Origin of the sequence: Amycolatopsis decaplanina DSM 44594, assembly GCF_000342005.1 — a bacterium.
In the GTDB taxonomy this organism is placed as follows: Bacteria; Actinomycetota; Actinomycetes; order Mycobacteriales; family Pseudonocardiaceae; genus Amycolatopsis; species Amycolatopsis decaplanina.
This window is the reverse complement of record NZ_AOHO01000043.1, coordinates 274,419-289,823: the sequence shown is the minus strand read 5'-3', so window position 1 is coordinate 289,823 and position 15,405 is coordinate 274,419. Positions and strand designations below refer to the sequence as shown.

General features: G+C 68.8%; 14 protein-coding genes. 8 read left to right on the top strand and 6 right to left on the bottom strand.

The annotated features are described in order from the left end of the window. Positions 1-240: 240 nt before the first annotated feature. Positions 241-1,140 (bottom strand): ROK family protein, encoded by a 900-nt coding sequence (locus tag H074_RS09505; protein WP_007029817.1) that lies wholly within the window; start codon positions 1,138-1,140, stop codon positions 241-243. Beyond that, on the bottom strand, positions 1,137-2,546 hold the full coding sequence (locus H074_RS09500) for an APC family permease (protein WP_007029816.1): 1,410 nt from the start codon (positions 2,544-2,546) through the stop codon (positions 1,137-1,139). Before H074_RS09500 ends, H074_RS09505 begins: the two co-directional genes overlap by 4 nt. 205 nt (positions 2,547-2,751) lie before the next feature. Between H074_RS09500 and H074_RS09495 the strand changes: the two genes are divergently transcribed. Beyond that, the gene (locus tag H074_RS09495; RefSeq protein ID WP_039921945.1) at positions 2,752-3,270 is read left to right on the top strand and encodes a hypothetical protein; all 519 of its coding nucleotides are present in this window, start codon (positions 2,752-2,754) and stop codon (positions 3,268-3,270) included. Next, on the top strand, positions 3,267-4,190 hold the full coding sequence (locus H074_RS09490) for a hypothetical protein (protein WP_007029815.1): 924 nt from the start codon (positions 3,267-3,269) through the stop codon (positions 4,188-4,190). Before H074_RS09495 ends, H074_RS09490 begins: the two co-directional genes overlap by 4 nt. A 6-nt stretch (positions 4,191-4,196) precedes the next feature. Here H074_RS09490 and H074_RS09485 read toward each other — a convergent pair whose 3' ends face one another. After that, positions 4,197-5,030: an alpha/beta hydrolase family protein gene (locus H074_RS09485; RefSeq protein WP_007029814.1), complete on the bottom strand. Its 834-nt coding sequence runs from the start codon at positions 5,028-5,030 to the stop codon at positions 4,197-4,199. Positions 5,031-5,214: 184 nt separating this feature from the next. On the opposite strand from H074_RS09485, the gene H074_RS09480 reads away from it, so the two are divergent. Continuing rightward, a complete protein-coding gene (locus H074_RS09480) occupies positions 5,215-6,294 on the top strand; it encodes a J domain-containing protein (protein WP_007029813.1) in 1,080 nt (359 codons plus the stop codon). A gap of 81 nt (positions 6,295-6,375) precedes the next feature. On the opposite strand, the gene H074_RS09475 is transcribed toward H074_RS09480, so the two are convergent. Next, entirely contained in the window at positions 6,376-8,874 is a 2,499-nt protein-coding gene (locus tag H074_RS09475; protein WP_235096713.1) for a M14 family zinc carboxypeptidase, read from the bottom strand. A 235-nt stretch (positions 8,875-9,109) separates the two neighbouring features. On the opposite strand from H074_RS09475, the gene H074_RS09470 reads away from it, so the two are divergent. Then, on the top strand, positions 9,110-9,796 hold the full coding sequence (locus H074_RS09470) for a DUF998 domain-containing protein (RefSeq protein ID WP_007029811.1): 687 nt from the start codon (positions 9,110-9,112) through the stop codon (positions 9,794-9,796). Positions 9,797-9,889: 93 nt separating this feature from the next. Here the strand turns inward: H074_RS09470 and H074_RS09465 are convergent, their stop codons facing one another. Both H074_RS09465 and H074_RS39155 read right to left on the bottom strand, forming a co-directional pair. Next, the gene (locus tag H074_RS09465) at positions 9,890-10,546 is read right to left on the bottom strand and encodes a hypothetical protein (protein ID WP_007029810.1); all 657 of its coding nucleotides are present in this window, start codon (positions 10,544-10,546) and stop codon (positions 9,890-9,892) included. Further along, entirely contained in the window at positions 10,543-10,875 is a 333-nt protein-coding gene (locus H074_RS39155; RefSeq protein ID WP_083920395.1) for a hypothetical protein, read from the bottom strand. The genes H074_RS09465 and H074_RS39155 overlap by 4 nt, the downstream gene beginning before the upstream one ends. A gap of 362 nt (positions 10,876-11,237) precedes the next feature. On the opposite strand from H074_RS39155, the gene H074_RS09460 reads away from it, so the two are divergent. The 4 genes from H074_RS09460 to H074_RS09445 are packed head-to-tail and all read left to right on the top strand — an operon-like array spanning position 11,238 to position 14,929. Beyond that, positions 11,238-12,530, top strand: coding sequence for a helix-turn-helix domain-containing protein (locus H074_RS09460; RefSeq protein ID WP_007029808.1), 1,293 nt, complete (start codon positions 11,238-11,240; stop codon positions 12,528-12,530). Next, positions 12,530-13,279 carry a hypothetical protein gene (locus tag H074_RS09455; RefSeq protein ID WP_420805373.1) on the top strand — a complete coding sequence of 250 codons (750 nt, stop codon included), beginning with the start codon at positions 12,530-12,532 and terminating at the stop codon, positions 13,277-13,279. The genes H074_RS09460 and H074_RS09455 overlap by 1 nt, the downstream gene beginning before the upstream one ends. After that, entirely contained in the window at positions 13,270-13,866 is a 597-nt protein-coding gene (gene dcd, locus H074_RS09450; RefSeq protein ID WP_007029806.1) for a dCTP deaminase, read from the top strand. The genes H074_RS09455 and dcd overlap by 10 nt, the downstream gene beginning before the upstream one ends. Further along, complete coding sequence (locus H074_RS09445; RefSeq protein WP_007029805.1) at positions 13,850-14,929, top strand: thiamine-phosphate kinase; 1,080 nt, start codon at positions 13,850-13,852, stop codon at positions 14,927-14,929. Before dcd ends, H074_RS09445 begins: the two co-directional genes overlap by 17 nt. Positions 14,930-15,405: the final 476 nt, after the last annotated feature.

Here is a 15,405-nt window from a genome sequence, read left to right as displayed (position 1 = left end):
GGACGCCCGGCGGCTCAGTGATGACTACTTATCGAGGGGTAAGGCAAAGGGGGCAGGTTGCGAAAGTGGCTTCGCGACGTTGGCGGAGGCGGGGTGCACGGTCGGCCGCCGGGTTTGAGTGGCACAGCCTTGATCAACGGAGGATGGGGGACGTTCTACTTCAGTTGACCTGAGCGGCGGACCGTGATGGGGCTCGTGAGTGGTAAGGGCGGTTCTAACCGTCCTAACCACTCACGAGCGCTACGCGTCCAGTGCGATCGCGATCGCGCCCAGCAGGGACGCGTCCTGGTCGAACTTCGCCGACACCAGTTCCGGCGGGAACGGCACGGCGCGTGCCAGCCGCTCGCGCAGCGCGGGCAGCAGGATGTCGGCGGAGCGCACCAGTCCCCCGCCGACGGCGATGCGCTGCGGGTCGAGCGCGATGGCGAGGTTCGCGACGTGCATCGACAGTTCGTCGAGCGCCGCGTCGACCAGTTCCTTGGCCTGCGCGTTCTCCCTGGCGAGGCCGAACAGTTCGCCCGCGGTCACCGGGCGGCCGAGCAGCACACTCGCCCGGCCGCCCAGCCCACGCCCACCGACGGCCTCCTCCAGCGGCGCCGCTCCGCTGGCGAACCCGTCGGTGTCCTGCGGCGAGAGGAGGTTGTACCCGATCTCTCCCGCAGCGCCGTTCGCGCCGGCCAGCAGCCGGCCGCCGACCAGGACCGCCGCGGCGATCCCGGTCCCCAGCGAGAGGAAGACCGCCGGATCGGTGTCCGCCAGTGCCCCCCATCGCCATTCCGCGAGCGCCGCAGCCTTGGCGTCGGTGCCCACTTCGATCGGTACGCCCTCGAACTCCGCGGCGACGAGTTCGCGCAGCCGCAGCTCCTCCCAGCCCGGCACGTTGGGGGCCAGCAGGATGCGGTCCTCCAGCACGATGCCCGGGCTGACGACGCCGATCGCCGCAAGCCTGTCCGCGGCGCCTTCGTCGGCGAGCAGTTTCCGCGCCGCGGCGAGCGCGCGGCTCACCACCTGTTCGGCGCCCGCTTGCGCGTCGGTGTCGAGCCGCCGGGTGACCAGCAGGCTCCCGGCTCTGTCGGCCAGCCCGATCGCGACCTTCGTGCCGCCGAAATCGATCCCCAGGATCAGTTCTTCCCCCGTCACTTCCCGTTCCCCTCTGCCGCCCCCGCGAACGATTCCTGAATTCCCTTGGGCCCGAACGGCCACACGTGCTCCGCCTTCGCGTAGGCGAGGAACGCCACTACGCCGAGCGCGATCCACCCCACCGAAAGCCCGATCGAGAGCCAGGTGGCGGAGAAGTAGATGTAGACCCAGCCGAGCAACGCGATGATCGTCGGGATCGGATAGAGCCATTGGCGATACGGCCGGCGCAGCTCCGGACGTCGCCGCCGCAGCACGACGATCGCCGCGACCTGCGCGAGCGACTGGACGATCACCAGCACCGTCACCGCCGCGTTGATCACCGCGGTCAGCGTGAACAGCGAGCCGATCGCGGTGATGCCGCCCATCGTCAGCACACCGGCGGTCGGCAGGTTCAGTCTCGGGTGCAGTTTGGCGAACACCGGCAGGAACACCTTGTCACGCGCGGCCTCGAACGGGACCCGCGAGCCGCCGAGCAGGCCGGCGAACACCGAACCGATCGCGGCGATCACGATGAACACGGTGATGACCTTGGCCGGGCCCGTACCCCAGGCCTGTTCCAGCACGGTGGAGGCGACCGAAGTGGCTTTCTTCAGTTCCTCCAGCGGGATCGAGCCGAGCACGCCGAGCTGAAGCAGGAAATACAGGCTCATGATGCCGAGGATCGAGAGGATGATCGACCGAGGCAGTGTCCGGCCCGGGTCCCGCACCTCGCCGCCGAGGTAGGCGCTGGTGTTGTAGCCGAGGTAGTCGTAGATGGCGATGATCAGGCCCGCGCCGAGCCCTGCCCAGAACGCGCCGCCGCCGAACGAGAACGCGCCCGGCGTGAAGGCGAACGCTTGCGCGCCGTCGAAATGAGTGAAGGCCGCGACGATCACCGAGAGCGCGGCGAACAGCATGATGCCGAACAGGACGGTGGTCAGCTTCCCGATCTCGCCGATCCTGCGGAACAACGCCAGCACGATCAAGGCGATGACACCGAGGCCGATGACCTTGCCGAGCGTCGTCGTCCCGCCGTCGTCGGCGACCCCGGGGACCAGGTAGCCGAGGTACTGGACCAGGCCGATGATGCCGGTGGACATGATCAGCGGGATGAACAGCACCGCGCTCCAGGCGAACAGGAACGGCATGAGCCTGCCGGTACGGAAGCCGAACGCCTCGCGAAGGTAGACGTAGGTACCGCCGGCACCGGGGAGCGCGGCGCCGAGTTCGGCCCAGATCAGGCCGTCGGCCAGTGCGATGACCGCGCCGATGAGCCAGCCGAACATGGCCTGCGGGCCGCCCAGGGTCACCACCATCGCCGGGATGGTGACGAACGGGCCGATGCCGCACATCTGGGTCATGTTGATGGCGGTCGCCTGGAGCGGTCCGATCTTCCGCTCGAGCCCCGGCCGCGGGGATGAACTCAAAACGCGCCTCCCTGTTAGTTAGTAAAGTTTCTTAACATAATTTCCGGCGTGTCGGAAGGCCGGTCCGCAAAGTTGTCGCGCGCCGGTCCACCCGGAATTGCCCGAAAGGGCGGAATCCCCGGGAATACGCCGCCCGGACGTATCAGGGAACCGTCGTTCCGCTCCTTGTCCGGGAGGGACGTCTTCCCCAGGGACGGTGAGGTCCATGAAACGGCTGTTCAGCGCGGCGATGGCAATCGCCGCACTCGGGTTCGCGGCGGCCTGCGGCGGAGGGTCCACTCCCCGCGACACGGCTCCTGCCGATCTGACCACCGACAGCGGAGCGACGACGACGGAGACGGCCCCGACCGCGTCTTCCGAATCGGCCTCGCCCAGCGAGTCCGCACCGGGGACGACGAGCGGCCACCCCGGGGAATCCCGGCCGCCCGTCATCCCCGGAAGCCCCATCAGGTACAACAGCGACCTTCTCAACGCCGAACCCGCCACCGCCAAGAACGCGATCGAGCAGAATCTCGCGGACCTCTGCCTGAGTCCCCGTCGGTGCGGCGTTTCGGTCGTGATCGCGGGCAAGGGCGACTGCATCCGCGCTATCGGCCCGAATCCGGTCTACCCCGGCAAGACGATCACGATCCAGACCAGGGCGTGCGAAACCGAGACCACGGGGGAGAGCTCGGCGCCCCCGAAGCCGGAAAGCGCGAAGCCGAGCGAAACCACGAGCGGATGACCACCCGGCGGCCACTCCGTCGGGGGCTCCGCGCCCCCGCGCCCCCGGAGCCCGAACCCCCGGCGAGCCCGTCGCACGCGCTCAGGCTGGTCGGCACCACACTGGCCAACACGACCCTGCTCACCGCGTTGCTCTACTTCTTCGGGCTGGTCGAGACGCAGACGTACTTCATCTACTTCCGCGTGCACTACACGCTGCTCGCCCAAACGCCGGACGAGATCTTCGGGCGGGGCGTCGACGGTGTGCTCCTGCCTCTGACCGGTGCGGCGGGTGCGGTTCTGCTCTTCCTGGTGCTGACCCGGTTCCTGAAGATCCGTCTCGGCGAGGCCTCCTGGACCCGCCTGCTGCGGATCTGCTCGCCCGTCGCCGCCGTTCTCGGCCTCGGGCTCCTGGTCTCGGCGACCGCCATCGCACTCGACCCGGAACCCTTTCGCGACTACCCGGGCCTACCCGGGCTCGGCTTCGCGATCGGCGTCCTGATGGTGCTCTTCTCCTGGCGCCACTGGACCTCGCGCGGGACGGGGAGCACGCGGTCGAGCGTGACGGAGCTGGTGACCGGCTATGCCCTGGTGAGCATCGGCCTCTTCTGGGCAGTCGGCGACTACTCGGCAGCTCTCGGCACGAGCCGCGCCTTCGAGGCCGCCGGGGTGATCCCGACGAGACCGGCCGCGACCTTGTACAGCGCGGAAAGCCTCAACCTCACCGCGAACGGTGTCGTGCAGGTGAAATGCGCCGACCCCGAATCGGCCTACAAGTACCGGTACACCGGGCTGAAGCTCCTGCTCCAGTCCGGTGGCCAGTACGTCTTCCTCCCGGCGAACTGGCGGGCCCCGACCGGCGTCGCGTTCGTGATCCCGAAGACCGACAAGCTGCGCCTCGAATTCGGCCCGCCCCGGTCGGTGCCGCCACCGGGGTGCTGACGGGCGTCAAATCAGGTGGCGCGCCAGCCACTCGGTGACCGCGTCGTCGACCACTTTCGCGATCGGCAGCTGCGGAGCGGGTTCGATGCCCGGGTCTTCGGCCAGCGGATGGGCGAGACCGGGCACCCTGGTCAGGCGGACGTCGTCCGGACGGGCGTACCGCTCGCGCAGCGTGGCGACCAGATCGTCGGCGTCGGCTCGCAGGGACGGATAGTCGTCCTCGCCGCTGACGAGTAACAACGGGACTTGCTTTTCCCGCTCCGACATTTCACCCGATCGTGCGACGAAGTCGAGCTGATCCGCAGCCTGCTCCGACTCGTCGTTCCACGGATACGGCTGCTCCAGCAGGCCTTCCACCAGGCCGACCACCGAACGCGCCCGTACGGCGGGGTTGATCAGAGCCGCGGCGCGGACCGGGATCTCCCGCGTGGCCAGGATCGTCAGCGCCACCGCACCGCCCAGCGACCCGCCGACGACCGCCGTCCGGGAAGTGTCGAAGCCGAAGCGTTCGCGCAGTTCGGCCAGCGCGGCGGGGAACTCCAGTGCCGCCTGGCGGACGAACGGGTCGACGTAGGCGAGCATCGCGTCACGCCGGGCCCGTTCGATCACGGCGTCCATGGCGCCGTCGACCATTCTCGCGCCGCACAACGGCATTCCGAGATACACCCGCCACGCCGGCACTCCCGCCAGCGGCAACGCGGCCGCGAACGCGGCGTCCGAGCGGGGCGAATCGATCATGTGCCAGGCGACGACCACCGGCGCCAGGCCGCTGACCTCGGCCGATGGCGGCAATACGGTGAACGGCACCCCCGCGGCCGTGCCTGTGACGGGTTCTCCCACCGTTGTCCTTCCTCGCGTGCTGTCGATCTCCACGATATCCAGGACGCGGCGGAGACGGACCTCGTTCCACCACAAGCGAAACAGTATGCCCGCGACATCACCCCGACGCGCCGCGGAGGTGGTTGCGGGCGGCCGGCGGGGGCCGAATAGTGTTGCGGCCCGGCCCTTTGGAGGTGAACCGCCCGTGCCCGATGTCGACTACTACGAGGTGCTCGGCGTGGGCAAGGCCGCCTCGGTCAACGAGATCAAGACCGCGTACCGGAGGCTGGCGAAGTCGCATCACCCGGACACCGGGGGGTCCGCGCTCACGTTCCAACTGGTCCGCGAGGCTTACGACACGCTCAGCGATCCGATGCGGCGCGCGGGCTACGACGCGGGCGGGCGCTCGGTGCGCGCCCCGATCCGCCCGCGGCCGCGGCGGCGCTTCGGCGACGAACCGGGCTATGAGCCCGAGCCGGTCGTGATCGATCCGGAAGACCTCGAATGGTGGGAGTTCGCCGCACAGGACGGGCGCGTGCGCCACGGACGGCGGCGCGGCCCCGGGCACACCCCCGTGGTGGCGGCGGTCGGCGGGATGGTGCTGGTCCTGCTGCCGGTGCTGACCGGCGTCGGATTCTCCGCCCCCACTCTGATCGTCTGGCTGATCCTGACCGCCGGAACCGCCCTCCTCGTGCAACGGCTCGCGCGCGGTTACCTCGCCGCTTCCCGCGCCAAGAACCGGTTCGCCGCCGAATTCGGCGGGGAACGCGTGTTCGGCACCCCCGGCGTCGAGACCGACGAACTCGCCGAACGGCTCACCGCCGACCTGCTCGAGCGCTACCTGACCCGGCTGCCCGGCGCGCGGATCTTCCACGGCCTCTCGTGGCCGGACTCGGTGTTCGCCGACGTCGACCACGCCGTGTTGTGCGGAAAGCGGCTCGTGCTCATCGAATCGAAGCTGTGGCTGCCGGGGCACTACGAAACCGGGGACGACGACCGTCTGCTGCGCAACGGCCGAGCCTTCCGCGGCGGCGGGAGCAGACTGGCCGAAAGCCTCGCCGAGTACCGGCGGGTCCTGCCGGGGGTCACGTTGCGTGGGGCGATGATCGTGTACCCGAGCCGGACCGGCGAGATCACCACGGATCACGAAGACCCCTCCCCCGCGCCGCCGATGACGCCGGAACAGTTCCTGCACGAGATCGGCGGATGGCTGGCGGCGGAGCCGTCCACTGTGGACTCGGCGACGATGCGGCTGGTGCGGGACCGAGTCGTCGGCACCGGCTGAAGGGGACTTTCCCCTCGTCTCACGCGACGAAGGGCCCTTTCCCCGCATCGCATGCGGGGAAAGGGCCCTTCAGCACAAGCACTACCGGACCGAGCGCTCCTTCGAAGCACGCGCGGAACGGGTGCAGACCTCACCGACGTCGACCGTCTGGCCGCGGTCGATGTAGACGTCCGCCAGCCCGACGAGTTTGCCCTTCGGCGACGTACAGGTCAGCTGGTACGCCTCCTTCGGGCCGTAGGTCGGCGGGATCGGCGACTGGAACGACACACCGCCGGTCCAGTCGTCCACAGTGGACGGATTCGCCTGCGCGTAGTTGACCAGCACGGCCCTGTAGTCCCCGGCGGGCGGGTCGTACAGGATCGCGTGCTCCTCCGTGGTCCCGCCGTTCGCCGACGACGAGACCATGTTGCCCGCGGCGTCGAAGACGTACAGATCCCAGTCGGTGTCCTGACTGGCCCATTTGACGTCGACGCTGAACTTCCCGTTGTCCACCTTGGGGAGCCCGTCGACGTGGAACGTGAAGCTTTCCGAAGCCGGGTCGGTCGGGTAGTTGGTGTTGATCGCCGGCACCCCGGCCGGGTTGGCGACCTGGATCGGCGGCTGCGCCGGGCCCTGCGGTTCGCGGCCGTAACGGCCCGCGACGTAAGGACGGGTCGACGGGTTGATCGACCACGCGAACCGGCCGCCGGTCGAGGACAGCGACGAGTTCAGGTCGTCGGTCACGTAGATCGGCGGCTTCGTCGAGCCGTCCGGCTGCACCACCGGAGAGGTCGGCGTCTGGAAGGTCTTGTGCAGCTTCAGCTGGTAACCCTTCGGCGCCGTGCCGATCAGCGTCGAGTGTGCCGCCGGGTCGGCGGCGTTGGCCAGCATGTCGATGAAGGCCGCACGGTTACCACCCTTGCCGGCACCGGCCGCGGGGGCGACGCCGGTGTACTCGGCGACGACACCTGTCTGGAACGGCGGGTGGAACTCGGTGTTCCCGATCTCGAAGGTGAAACCCCAGCCACCGGTGGCCCAGTACGACCAGTCCTCGGTCGAGCCGGTCGTGTCGTAGAGCGCCCACGACGGCTCGCTGGTGTATCCGTTGCGGGAGGCCATCTTGTCGCCGAGCGCCTTGTACGCCGGCTCGTCGAGCGGCGGACGGACGGCGGCGACACCCGGGACACGCAGCACCAGATTCGAGAAGGTGTGCAGCGTGATCAGGTTGGTCACCTGGCGGTTGGACACGATCGAGCGGATGTTCTGCGTCTCGGGCTCCGAGAACGGGCCCGCCCCGCGGAAGGTGTCGCTGCGCCACAGGGTCGACGCGCCGGCGCCGCCCCAGAAACCCGCGTAGTTGCGGTTCGGGTCGGTACCGCGTTCACGGCCGCCGGGATTGGCCTTGCAGACGCCGGTCGCGAACTCCTTGGGCGAGTCGTTGACGTTGCAGTTCTTGCGCTTCATCTCGTAGTCGAAGCGCGAGAAGTCGCCCTTGGGCTCGGCCTCACGGGAGATTTCGAAGCCGTCGGGGTTGACGATCGGCACGATGATGTTCCGGGTCTTGCCGACCAGGCCGCGGACCTCGGCGTTGTTGCCGGTGTAGCCCTTGACCAGTTCGTGGGCCCATTCCATGGCGTGCTCGCCCGCCGGCCACTCCCGGGCGTGGTGCACGCCCATGGTGAAGTTGACGGGTTTGCCGTCGGCGATGTTCTTGACGTCGGTCGCGATCTCGAGCCCGACGACGTCACGGCCTTCCCAGGTCGGCTGCGGCAGCGTGAACGCCGTGACGAGCCTCGGGTTCTTGCGGGCCAGTTCCTTGACCTCGAACTGGTAGTCGTAGAGGTGCCGGTAGCTCGTGCGCCCGGACGGCAGGGTGGAGCCCGGCGTCTTCGCGGCGTACTCGCGGTCGGTCTTGGCGTTCTGGATCGACCGCGCCGAAAGGTCGGGGTCGATCACCTTCGCTTTGAAACCGTTGTCCGCCAGCGTCTTGCGGTCGGCGTCAGTGGCGAGGACGACCTCGACGCCGGTGGCGTCCGCCTTCTCCGTGACGTCCAGCCCGAGCCGGAGGAGCTTGTCCTTGTCCTGCTTGGCCGGGGTCTCGACCCGGACCAGTTCGGCGCGCTGCGGCGCGAGGGCGGCGCCGGTCGGCGTTCCCTGCGGCGTGAGCGCGAGGAAGTCGACCCCCAGCACCGCGTCGCGCGTCTGCCCGTCGTACCGGCAGGCCTGCACGACCAGCTTCTGATCCTTCTTCACGAAGCCTTCGGCGAGCTCGTGGCTGCGCAACGCGGCGGACGCGGCGACCACGGCGCCGGTGGCCTCGTCGAAGACCGCGAGGTCCCAGTCGCCCTCACCGCCGCCACGGGGCGCGATCCGTGCCTGCAGCAGACCGTCTACTGTGGACGTGAACTCGCGCCGGTCGGTGCCGGACGTGCCCGGCTTCTGCAACGCGGCGAAACAGGAACGCGGTACGGCCTGGTTGGCTCGCACCACGTTGTCCGCGGCCCCCGCCGTCGTGGCCGACGGAAGTGCCACGAAGGTGCCGGCGAGCACCAGGGTCGCCGCCGTCCATCCCGCTCTTCGCCGGTTTGGTGAATACCCCACAGACTGACCTCCTTGGACAGTCCGGTGACCGGGTGAGGTCACCGGTAGCGAGACCCTAGACCCGAGACCCCGTCCGAGGGACCCGCCACAAGTCGCCTACACCCCTTTCGGCCCAACGATCTCACCGACCGTGCCGGAACGATCACCACCACGTACTCCAGGGAATGGGATCTTCCTGTCGATTCCGACAGGAAGGCCTAAGAAAACCTTCAGGTTGGGTGGTTACCTTTCAACCATGACGACGCCCCAGGTCACCGCCAGGTCACCGCTGGTACCGCTGGCCGCCGTGGTCTCGGTCGCCGGCGGAGCGCTGCTGATCCTGCTGTTGCAGGTCCTCCCCGGCACCAGCGACATCAGCCCGGTCCGCCGCACCATCAGCGAGTACGCGCTCAGCGAGAACAAGTGGATCTTCGACGTCGCTGTCCTCCTGGTCGCGTTCGGCTCGGCGATCGGCTTCGGCGCGCTGATCCGCCGCAAGCACCTCCCCGTACTGTCCGCGGCATCGGTCTTCTGCGCGCTCTGGACGGTGAGCCTGGTGGTGATCGTGGCGTTCCCCAAGAACAACTGGGCGATCGGCCCGAGCACCGGCGGGACGGTGCACCGGATCGCGAGCGTCGTGGCCTTCGTCTGCCTGCCGCTGGCCGTGTGGTTCGCGGCGAAAGCCGTGTTCCCCTCCTCCCCCGCCCGGCGCGCGGTGACGCGAGTGCTGGCGGTGGCGGCACTGGCGTGGTTCGGCGTGATCCTCGGGGCGATCGTGGTCTCGATGAACGGTGGCGAGCCCTGGTGGCGGGCGATCCCCCTCGGACTGGTCGAGCGCGCGATGGCGCTGACCGGGCTGCTCGCGCTGGCGTCGCTGCTCATCCCGTCGCGGGCGATCATTCCGGTCACGGAAGAGGCCGAAGCGCTGCAGGTCGCGTCCTGACCGCCGAACTCCTAGCCCACGTCGCCCGTCGCTGGGGCGAACCCTCCGACGGACACGAGGCCTGCTACGCAAGGAGCCGTGCGGACACGTTCTTCATCGCCGCGCCGCGCGAGGAATTCCTGCGACGCGTCCCGGCAGGGGAATGGCGGCACCGCCCGCTTGCCCGGCATATCGTCGCGCGGGCGGCAGACCGGGCGTGAGCCCGGCATCGTCCTCGTCCGCGTTTTTGCGCAACCGCGCGGTGCAGACCGAAAGGTGCACCACGTTGGCACGCTTGTGGTGGCGGTACACATGGACGTCGGTGGCGAAGCACGCGGCGGCCAGCAGCGCCCGCCGTTCCTCGATGCGCTCGTAGCCGACCCCCGCCGGGCAGAACACGGTGACCTCGATCTCGTCACCTCGCGGCTTGGTCCACAGGATCACCGGCAGCTTGCCGTCGAGGGTGCACACCCGGGCACGGGCGAACCCGGTCCGCAACCGGTGCTGCACGACGACCGAGCGGAGCCTGTCGCGGAGGAATCGCCGCGTCGAGCGCCGGTAGAACAGCCAGTTCGTGACACCGAACAGCACGACCGCGCCCCAGATCGGGCCGACCGCCTGGAAAAGGGAGAACAGCGCATACGGGAGGAGGAGAAGCGCGCCGATCTCGTACCGCCAGTGATAGAGGGCGGCGACCGGGTTGGGCCTCCTGACCACCGTGATCTCCCTGGCCAGCTCGGCGATCTCCTGAGGTTCCTGCCAACGGCTCATGACCTTCCTCCTGTCCGTCCGGCGGTCTGCTCGGCGGCCACGGCCGCCGCGGGAATGGAGCGGACGACACCGGCACCGGCGCAGTCCGGGCAAACGGCGTCCTCGTAGGGCCACCACCCCGTGCCCCCGCACGGTTCGCACGCGTGCACGGTGTCCCAGCGGGGATCGCGGTAGACACGGCGCCTGCTGTTCGGCACCCGGGTCACCTGCCAGCCGCGAGCAGCCGCCCTGGCGTCCTCGTCGGTCGCGAGGAGCCATTCGTGAAAGCGTTCGAGAAGTCGATCGAACCAAGATCGGGGCGCTGCCGTGTGGTTCTCTTGGTTGTACATGAGGTTCACCCCCGATACTGCGAAGCGCGGACTCGGGTCGGCACACACGACGCCTACTCCGGCATTCGTGTGGCCCGCAGACGACTCCGACCAGGTCGGATGCGCAGCGTCACGTTCAGATGGCTGACAGCATCCGCTCTCCGGTCGAGCCCGGGCCGGGCCGGTCCTGCCCGCCGGAGGGGTCTCGCACCCAGGACCAGGCAGAACAGGGTTCGACACGGCTACTCGCACGTTGTGACACGACGTTGGCCGACGCGGCAGCGCGGTCCCATTCGCTTGCTGTACCCTCGCCGTTGTGTGCACGTTCAGTCACCGCCCTAGTTTGCCTACTAGAGGTAGGTAAGCCTGTGTCTAGTGCCTACATGAAGCCTACATCGGCCGGGCGGCAGCCGGTAAGCCCCGATGCGGAAACCGTTACCGCGTCGGGTGTCGGACGTGAGCTGCGGCGGCTGCGCAAGGCCGCGGGCGAAACGCAGGCGGAGACCGCCCGGATCATCGGGGTGACCAGGGCGAACCTGACCCAGTGGGAGACCGGCAAATATCTGCCGTCGGCACACAACGCCCGCCAGCTCGACGACCACTTCCGCGCCGCGAACGCGCTGTTCACACTGGTGGAGAGGGCCCGTTCACCCCAGGAACGCACCCCGCCGGTCCTCGGCGACGCAGCCGTCGTCGACACTTCACGGTCGCTGCTGCAGGTCTTCCACACCGTCGGGGCCAGACTCGCCGAGCACTTGATCCGCGACGAGAACGGAAAACCGCTGGGCTGGCGGCACAACCTGCAGAAGAGCACCGGGCCGAAGGCGCTCAGCACCGCGTATGGGATCAACACCATGCTGGTGGTAGGCAGTCCCTACATCGACCTACATACGCTCGCCGAAGATCTCTACCGGCTGCAGTCGGAGCACGGCTGGCGGGGCCGCGCGGGTGGCAAGCGGCCGGAGACCACCGCGTCGGTGGTGGACGCCCTTTTCCGCACCAGCACCATGTCCGCCGACGAAGGGCTGGACCGGCTCGAAGGGTCGCTCGACCCGTACAGCAGGACCCGCCCGTACCTGTTGTCCGCCGTGTTGCACACGGCGGTCCGGCTGCGGCCGGACGCCCCGCTGACCGACCGGCTGATCGACGCCCTCCTGGCGGCCCGGCTCGACTTCGACGGCTCGCACCTGTGGCCGGAGAAGAACGAGGCCGGGCTCGTCGCCCCGGAGGCTTCGGTGGTGCACACCGCGCGGTCGGTCGTCGCCCTGCGGGACGTCCTGCGCAGCCGTGAAGATCGCAACGACGTCCGTGAGGCGGCCGACGAAGCCACACAATGGCTCATCGACCGGTCGCATTCGGACGATGGCGTGGCCGAGGATCTCGAAAGGCCTCGCCCCGACGGGGAAGGAACGACCCGGATCATCATCCGGCACTTCACCGCAGCCTGGGTCGTCCAAGCACTCGCCACCGCCCCCTTCCTGCCACTCCCCCGGCTCAACCGGGCGCTCGGAACCCTTTGGGAGCGCTACGACGCCGATCAGGGACTGTGGGCCTGGGGAAGCGGCGACCTACCCATCTGGCAGACATTGGACGCCGTCACCGCGCTCCGCGCGGCCGCACTCGCCGCCGCGGCGCCTCCGCTCAGCCCTCCAGGAACTCCAGGTACGACCGGATGATGATCGACACCCCGCCATCGCCCCTCACCGTCACTCCAGCAGGCACGCACGCGTTCCTCCGTGACGTCACCCGCACCCGCCCCGGCCACGGAAACGCGGACCTGCCCTGGTTGCGCACGGTCGCGCACCGGGTCCAGGAAACCCCCGGCACTTTCCTTTCGTGGCTCGAAGACATCCTCGGCGACGAAGAAGCCGTCCGCTCCGCGGCGAAGCGTTCCTACTGGCATCCCAACGGATTCGCCAAAATGGTGCTCCACGCCTCGGCCGATCTCCGGATCCGGCTCCACGTCTGGCCGGAATCCTCGGAACCGTCCCGCGGCGAATCCAATCCGCACAGCCATCGATGGGAATTCGCCTCGACCATCGTCGCCGGCGAAGGCCTGCACATGGTCGAGTTCCGCGAAACGACGGAAGGCGGAAAGCCGTACGACCGGTACCGCTACGGCGCCGATCCGGCGAATCCGGCCGCGTTGCTCGCGGACGGCCAAGCCCGGCTCGCGGTGGAGAAGACCCCGCACGTCCGGCTCGGCGAGGTCTACTCGTGCGACACCGGCATCGTGCACACCGTCCGGCCCATCGAAGCGGGATTGACCGCGACGGTGGTGATCCAGGGTCCGCATCGCACCAGCACCACGGTCGTCTACTGCGAGCCCGGCCAGACCGATGATCAGCCCAACGGCGAACTGACCGAGACCGATTTCCGCGTCCTGGTCGGCGCCGTCGCGAACGCGGTGGCGTCATGTCGCTGACCTGGCCCGCACTACGCCGCGGCATCCTGACCGACAGGGCCATCAAACGTGCGCACCGCAACGGGGAACTCACGATCACCCCGTTCGAGGCCGGCCTCGTCCGCCCCGCCGCGATCAGCCTGCGGCTCGGGCACGAAGCGTTCGCGCTGGAGTCGACCGGGACCGTCGACATCGCCGACCGGAGCACGTATCCGGAACTCCGGCCGAAGGAACTCGACGCCGAAGGAAGGCTCTGCGTCGAACCCGGCGAAGTCGTTCTCGCGCCGACGCTGGAGAAGATCGGGCTTTCGGAGAAGCTCGCCGGGCTCGTCGACGGCACGAGCGACTACGCGCGGCTCGGCATCGGCGTCGTCCTGTGCGGTCAGGTCAGCCCCGGCTTCGGCAACGAGACAGGCGCCGTGCTGACCCTGGAGATCGTGAACCACCTGCGGCATCCGGTGCTCCTGCACCCCGGAACGCGGATCTGCAACCTGATGCTGTTCGCCTCCACGGGCAGTGACCAGCCCTACGGCACGCTGCCGTACAACTACTCCAGCGACCACAACGTGGCCCCGTCCCGATTGGCGGATCATGTCGGGCGTAACTGAAATCTCGCCCGTCGGCGACGACGTCCGCCTCGGCGACCTCGGCGAGCACGCGATCCTGGAGCACATCCTCCGGCCGCGCTACGGCGGTGTCCGCGGGTTCGGTGACGACTGCGCCGTCCTCGACACCACGGAAGGGCTTCGCGGCGAACTGGTCGCCACCACCGACAGCTGCCCCACGCCGCTGGTCACCATCCTGGGTGAAACGGATCCGTACCACGCCGGGTGGCTGCTGGCGACGATCAACCTGTCCGATCTGGCTGCGGCCGGCGCCACCCCGCTCGGCCTGGTCGTCAACTACACCCTGCCGAAGACGACCACGGCGGGCGAGTTCCGGCGGCTTCTCGACGGCGTGGACGACTGCACGGAGATCCACGGGACCAAGGTCGTCGGCGGCGATCTCCGGGACGGCCCGGTCCGGCAGCTCACCGCGACCGCTATCGGCCGCTGCGTGCCCGGCGGAAGGCTCGGGCGCGCGAACGCCGAAGCCGGCGACCGCCTGCTGTTGGTCGGTTCACCCGGCTATCTCTGGGCGTACGCGTTGCTCGTCGAAGAGCAGGCACGGCTCCCCGAGCCTCTCGTCGCGGACATCCGCGAGCGCGCCTGCCGTCCGATGGCACAGGTGGTGGCGGGGAGGACACTCGCCACGGCCGGGCTGGCGCGCGCCGCGATGGACGTCTCCGACGGTCTCTTCCCGACCGTGCGGACGCTCTGCGGCGCCAACGGCCTCGGCGCGCGGATCACGAAGGACATCCGGCTGGACGACGCGCCCGCCGACGTCTGCGCGCAGTCGGGACTCGGCCGGTTCGAGCTCGCGCAGGCTTGGGGCGACTGGACGCTCGTGGTCGCCGTGCGGCCACAGGATGTCGAACTCGCCAAGAAGACCCTCGCCGGCGAAGGCATCGCAGCACAGGAGATCGGTTCCCTCGTTCCCCGTGAGGAAGGCATCTCACTGGACGGTGAACCTTGGGAAGGGATCGCGCAGGAGCGGTTCTCCCCCAGTTCGTGGCATGGCGGCGAGCTGCCGAGGCTGATCACCGAGGTACTGGGCAAGCGGGCGGGTTGACCCCGGCGGGCGCGGAATGACCGATTTCGCGCCCGCATTCACCAAAGGGCGTCTGAAAGAACCTTGACGGTGCCGGTACCGATGCCGTTCGGTGAACTAAAAGGTCACCAGAGCCTCGAAAACACGTCCGCGCACGACCGGCACCGGTTGTCACGCTTGGCCACGAACCGCCTTCGGGAACACCCGTTCAGCCCAGAGGCTTCAATCCATTGCGGATACGGGGATACTAAGAGGTAAGGGCAAACGTGGCATGCCCTGGCGGCGAGCCTCGTGAGCGGTAAGGACGGTTCTAACCGTCCTTACCACTCACGAGCCCACCACGGTCCGCTGCTCAGGTCGCTTGAAGTACGTGAAGGCCCCCTTCATTGCGCCTAGCGCAATGAAGGGGCATTCACGTACAAAGAGGCTTTCGCAACCTGCCGCCTTTGCCTTACCCCTCAATAGAAACCGAATCGCCACTCACGACCACATCGGCC

Bases quoted from the DNA above. Each gene is read 5' to 3' on its own strand.
- dcd (WP_007029806.1), top strand. From the start codon at position 13,270: ATGTCGCTGACCTGGCCCGCACTACGCCGCGGCATCCTGACCGACAGG.
- H074_RS09445 (WP_007029805.1), top strand. From the start codon at position 13,850: ATGTCGGGCGTAACTGAAATCTCGCCCGTCGGCGACGACGTCCGCCTC.
- H074_RS09470 (WP_007029811.1), top strand. From the start codon at position 9,110: ATGACGACGCCCCAGGTCACCGCCAGGTCACCGCTGGTACCGCTGGCC.
- H074_RS09455 (WP_420805373.1), top strand. From the start codon at position 12,530: ATGATCGACACCCCGCCATCGCCCCTCACCGTCACTCCAGCAGGCACG.
- H074_RS09460 (WP_007029808.1), top strand. From the start codon at position 11,238: ATGAAGCCTACATCGGCCGGGCGGCAGCCGGTAAGCCCCGATGCGGAA.
- H074_RS09490 (WP_007029815.1), top strand. From the start codon at position 3,267: ATGACCACCCGGCGGCCACTCCGTCGGGGGCTCCGCGCCCCCGCGCCC.
- H074_RS39155 (WP_083920395.1), bottom strand. From the start codon at position 10,875: ATGTACAACCAAGAGAACCACACGGCAGCGCCCCGATCTTGGTTCGAT.
- H074_RS09465 (WP_007029810.1), bottom strand. From the start codon at position 10,546: ATGAGCCGTTGGCAGGAACCTCAGGAGATCGCCGAGCTGGCCAGGGAG.
- H074_RS09495 (WP_039921945.1), top strand. From the start codon at position 2,752: ATGAAACGGCTGTTCAGCGCGGCGATGGCAATCGCCGCACTCGGGTTC.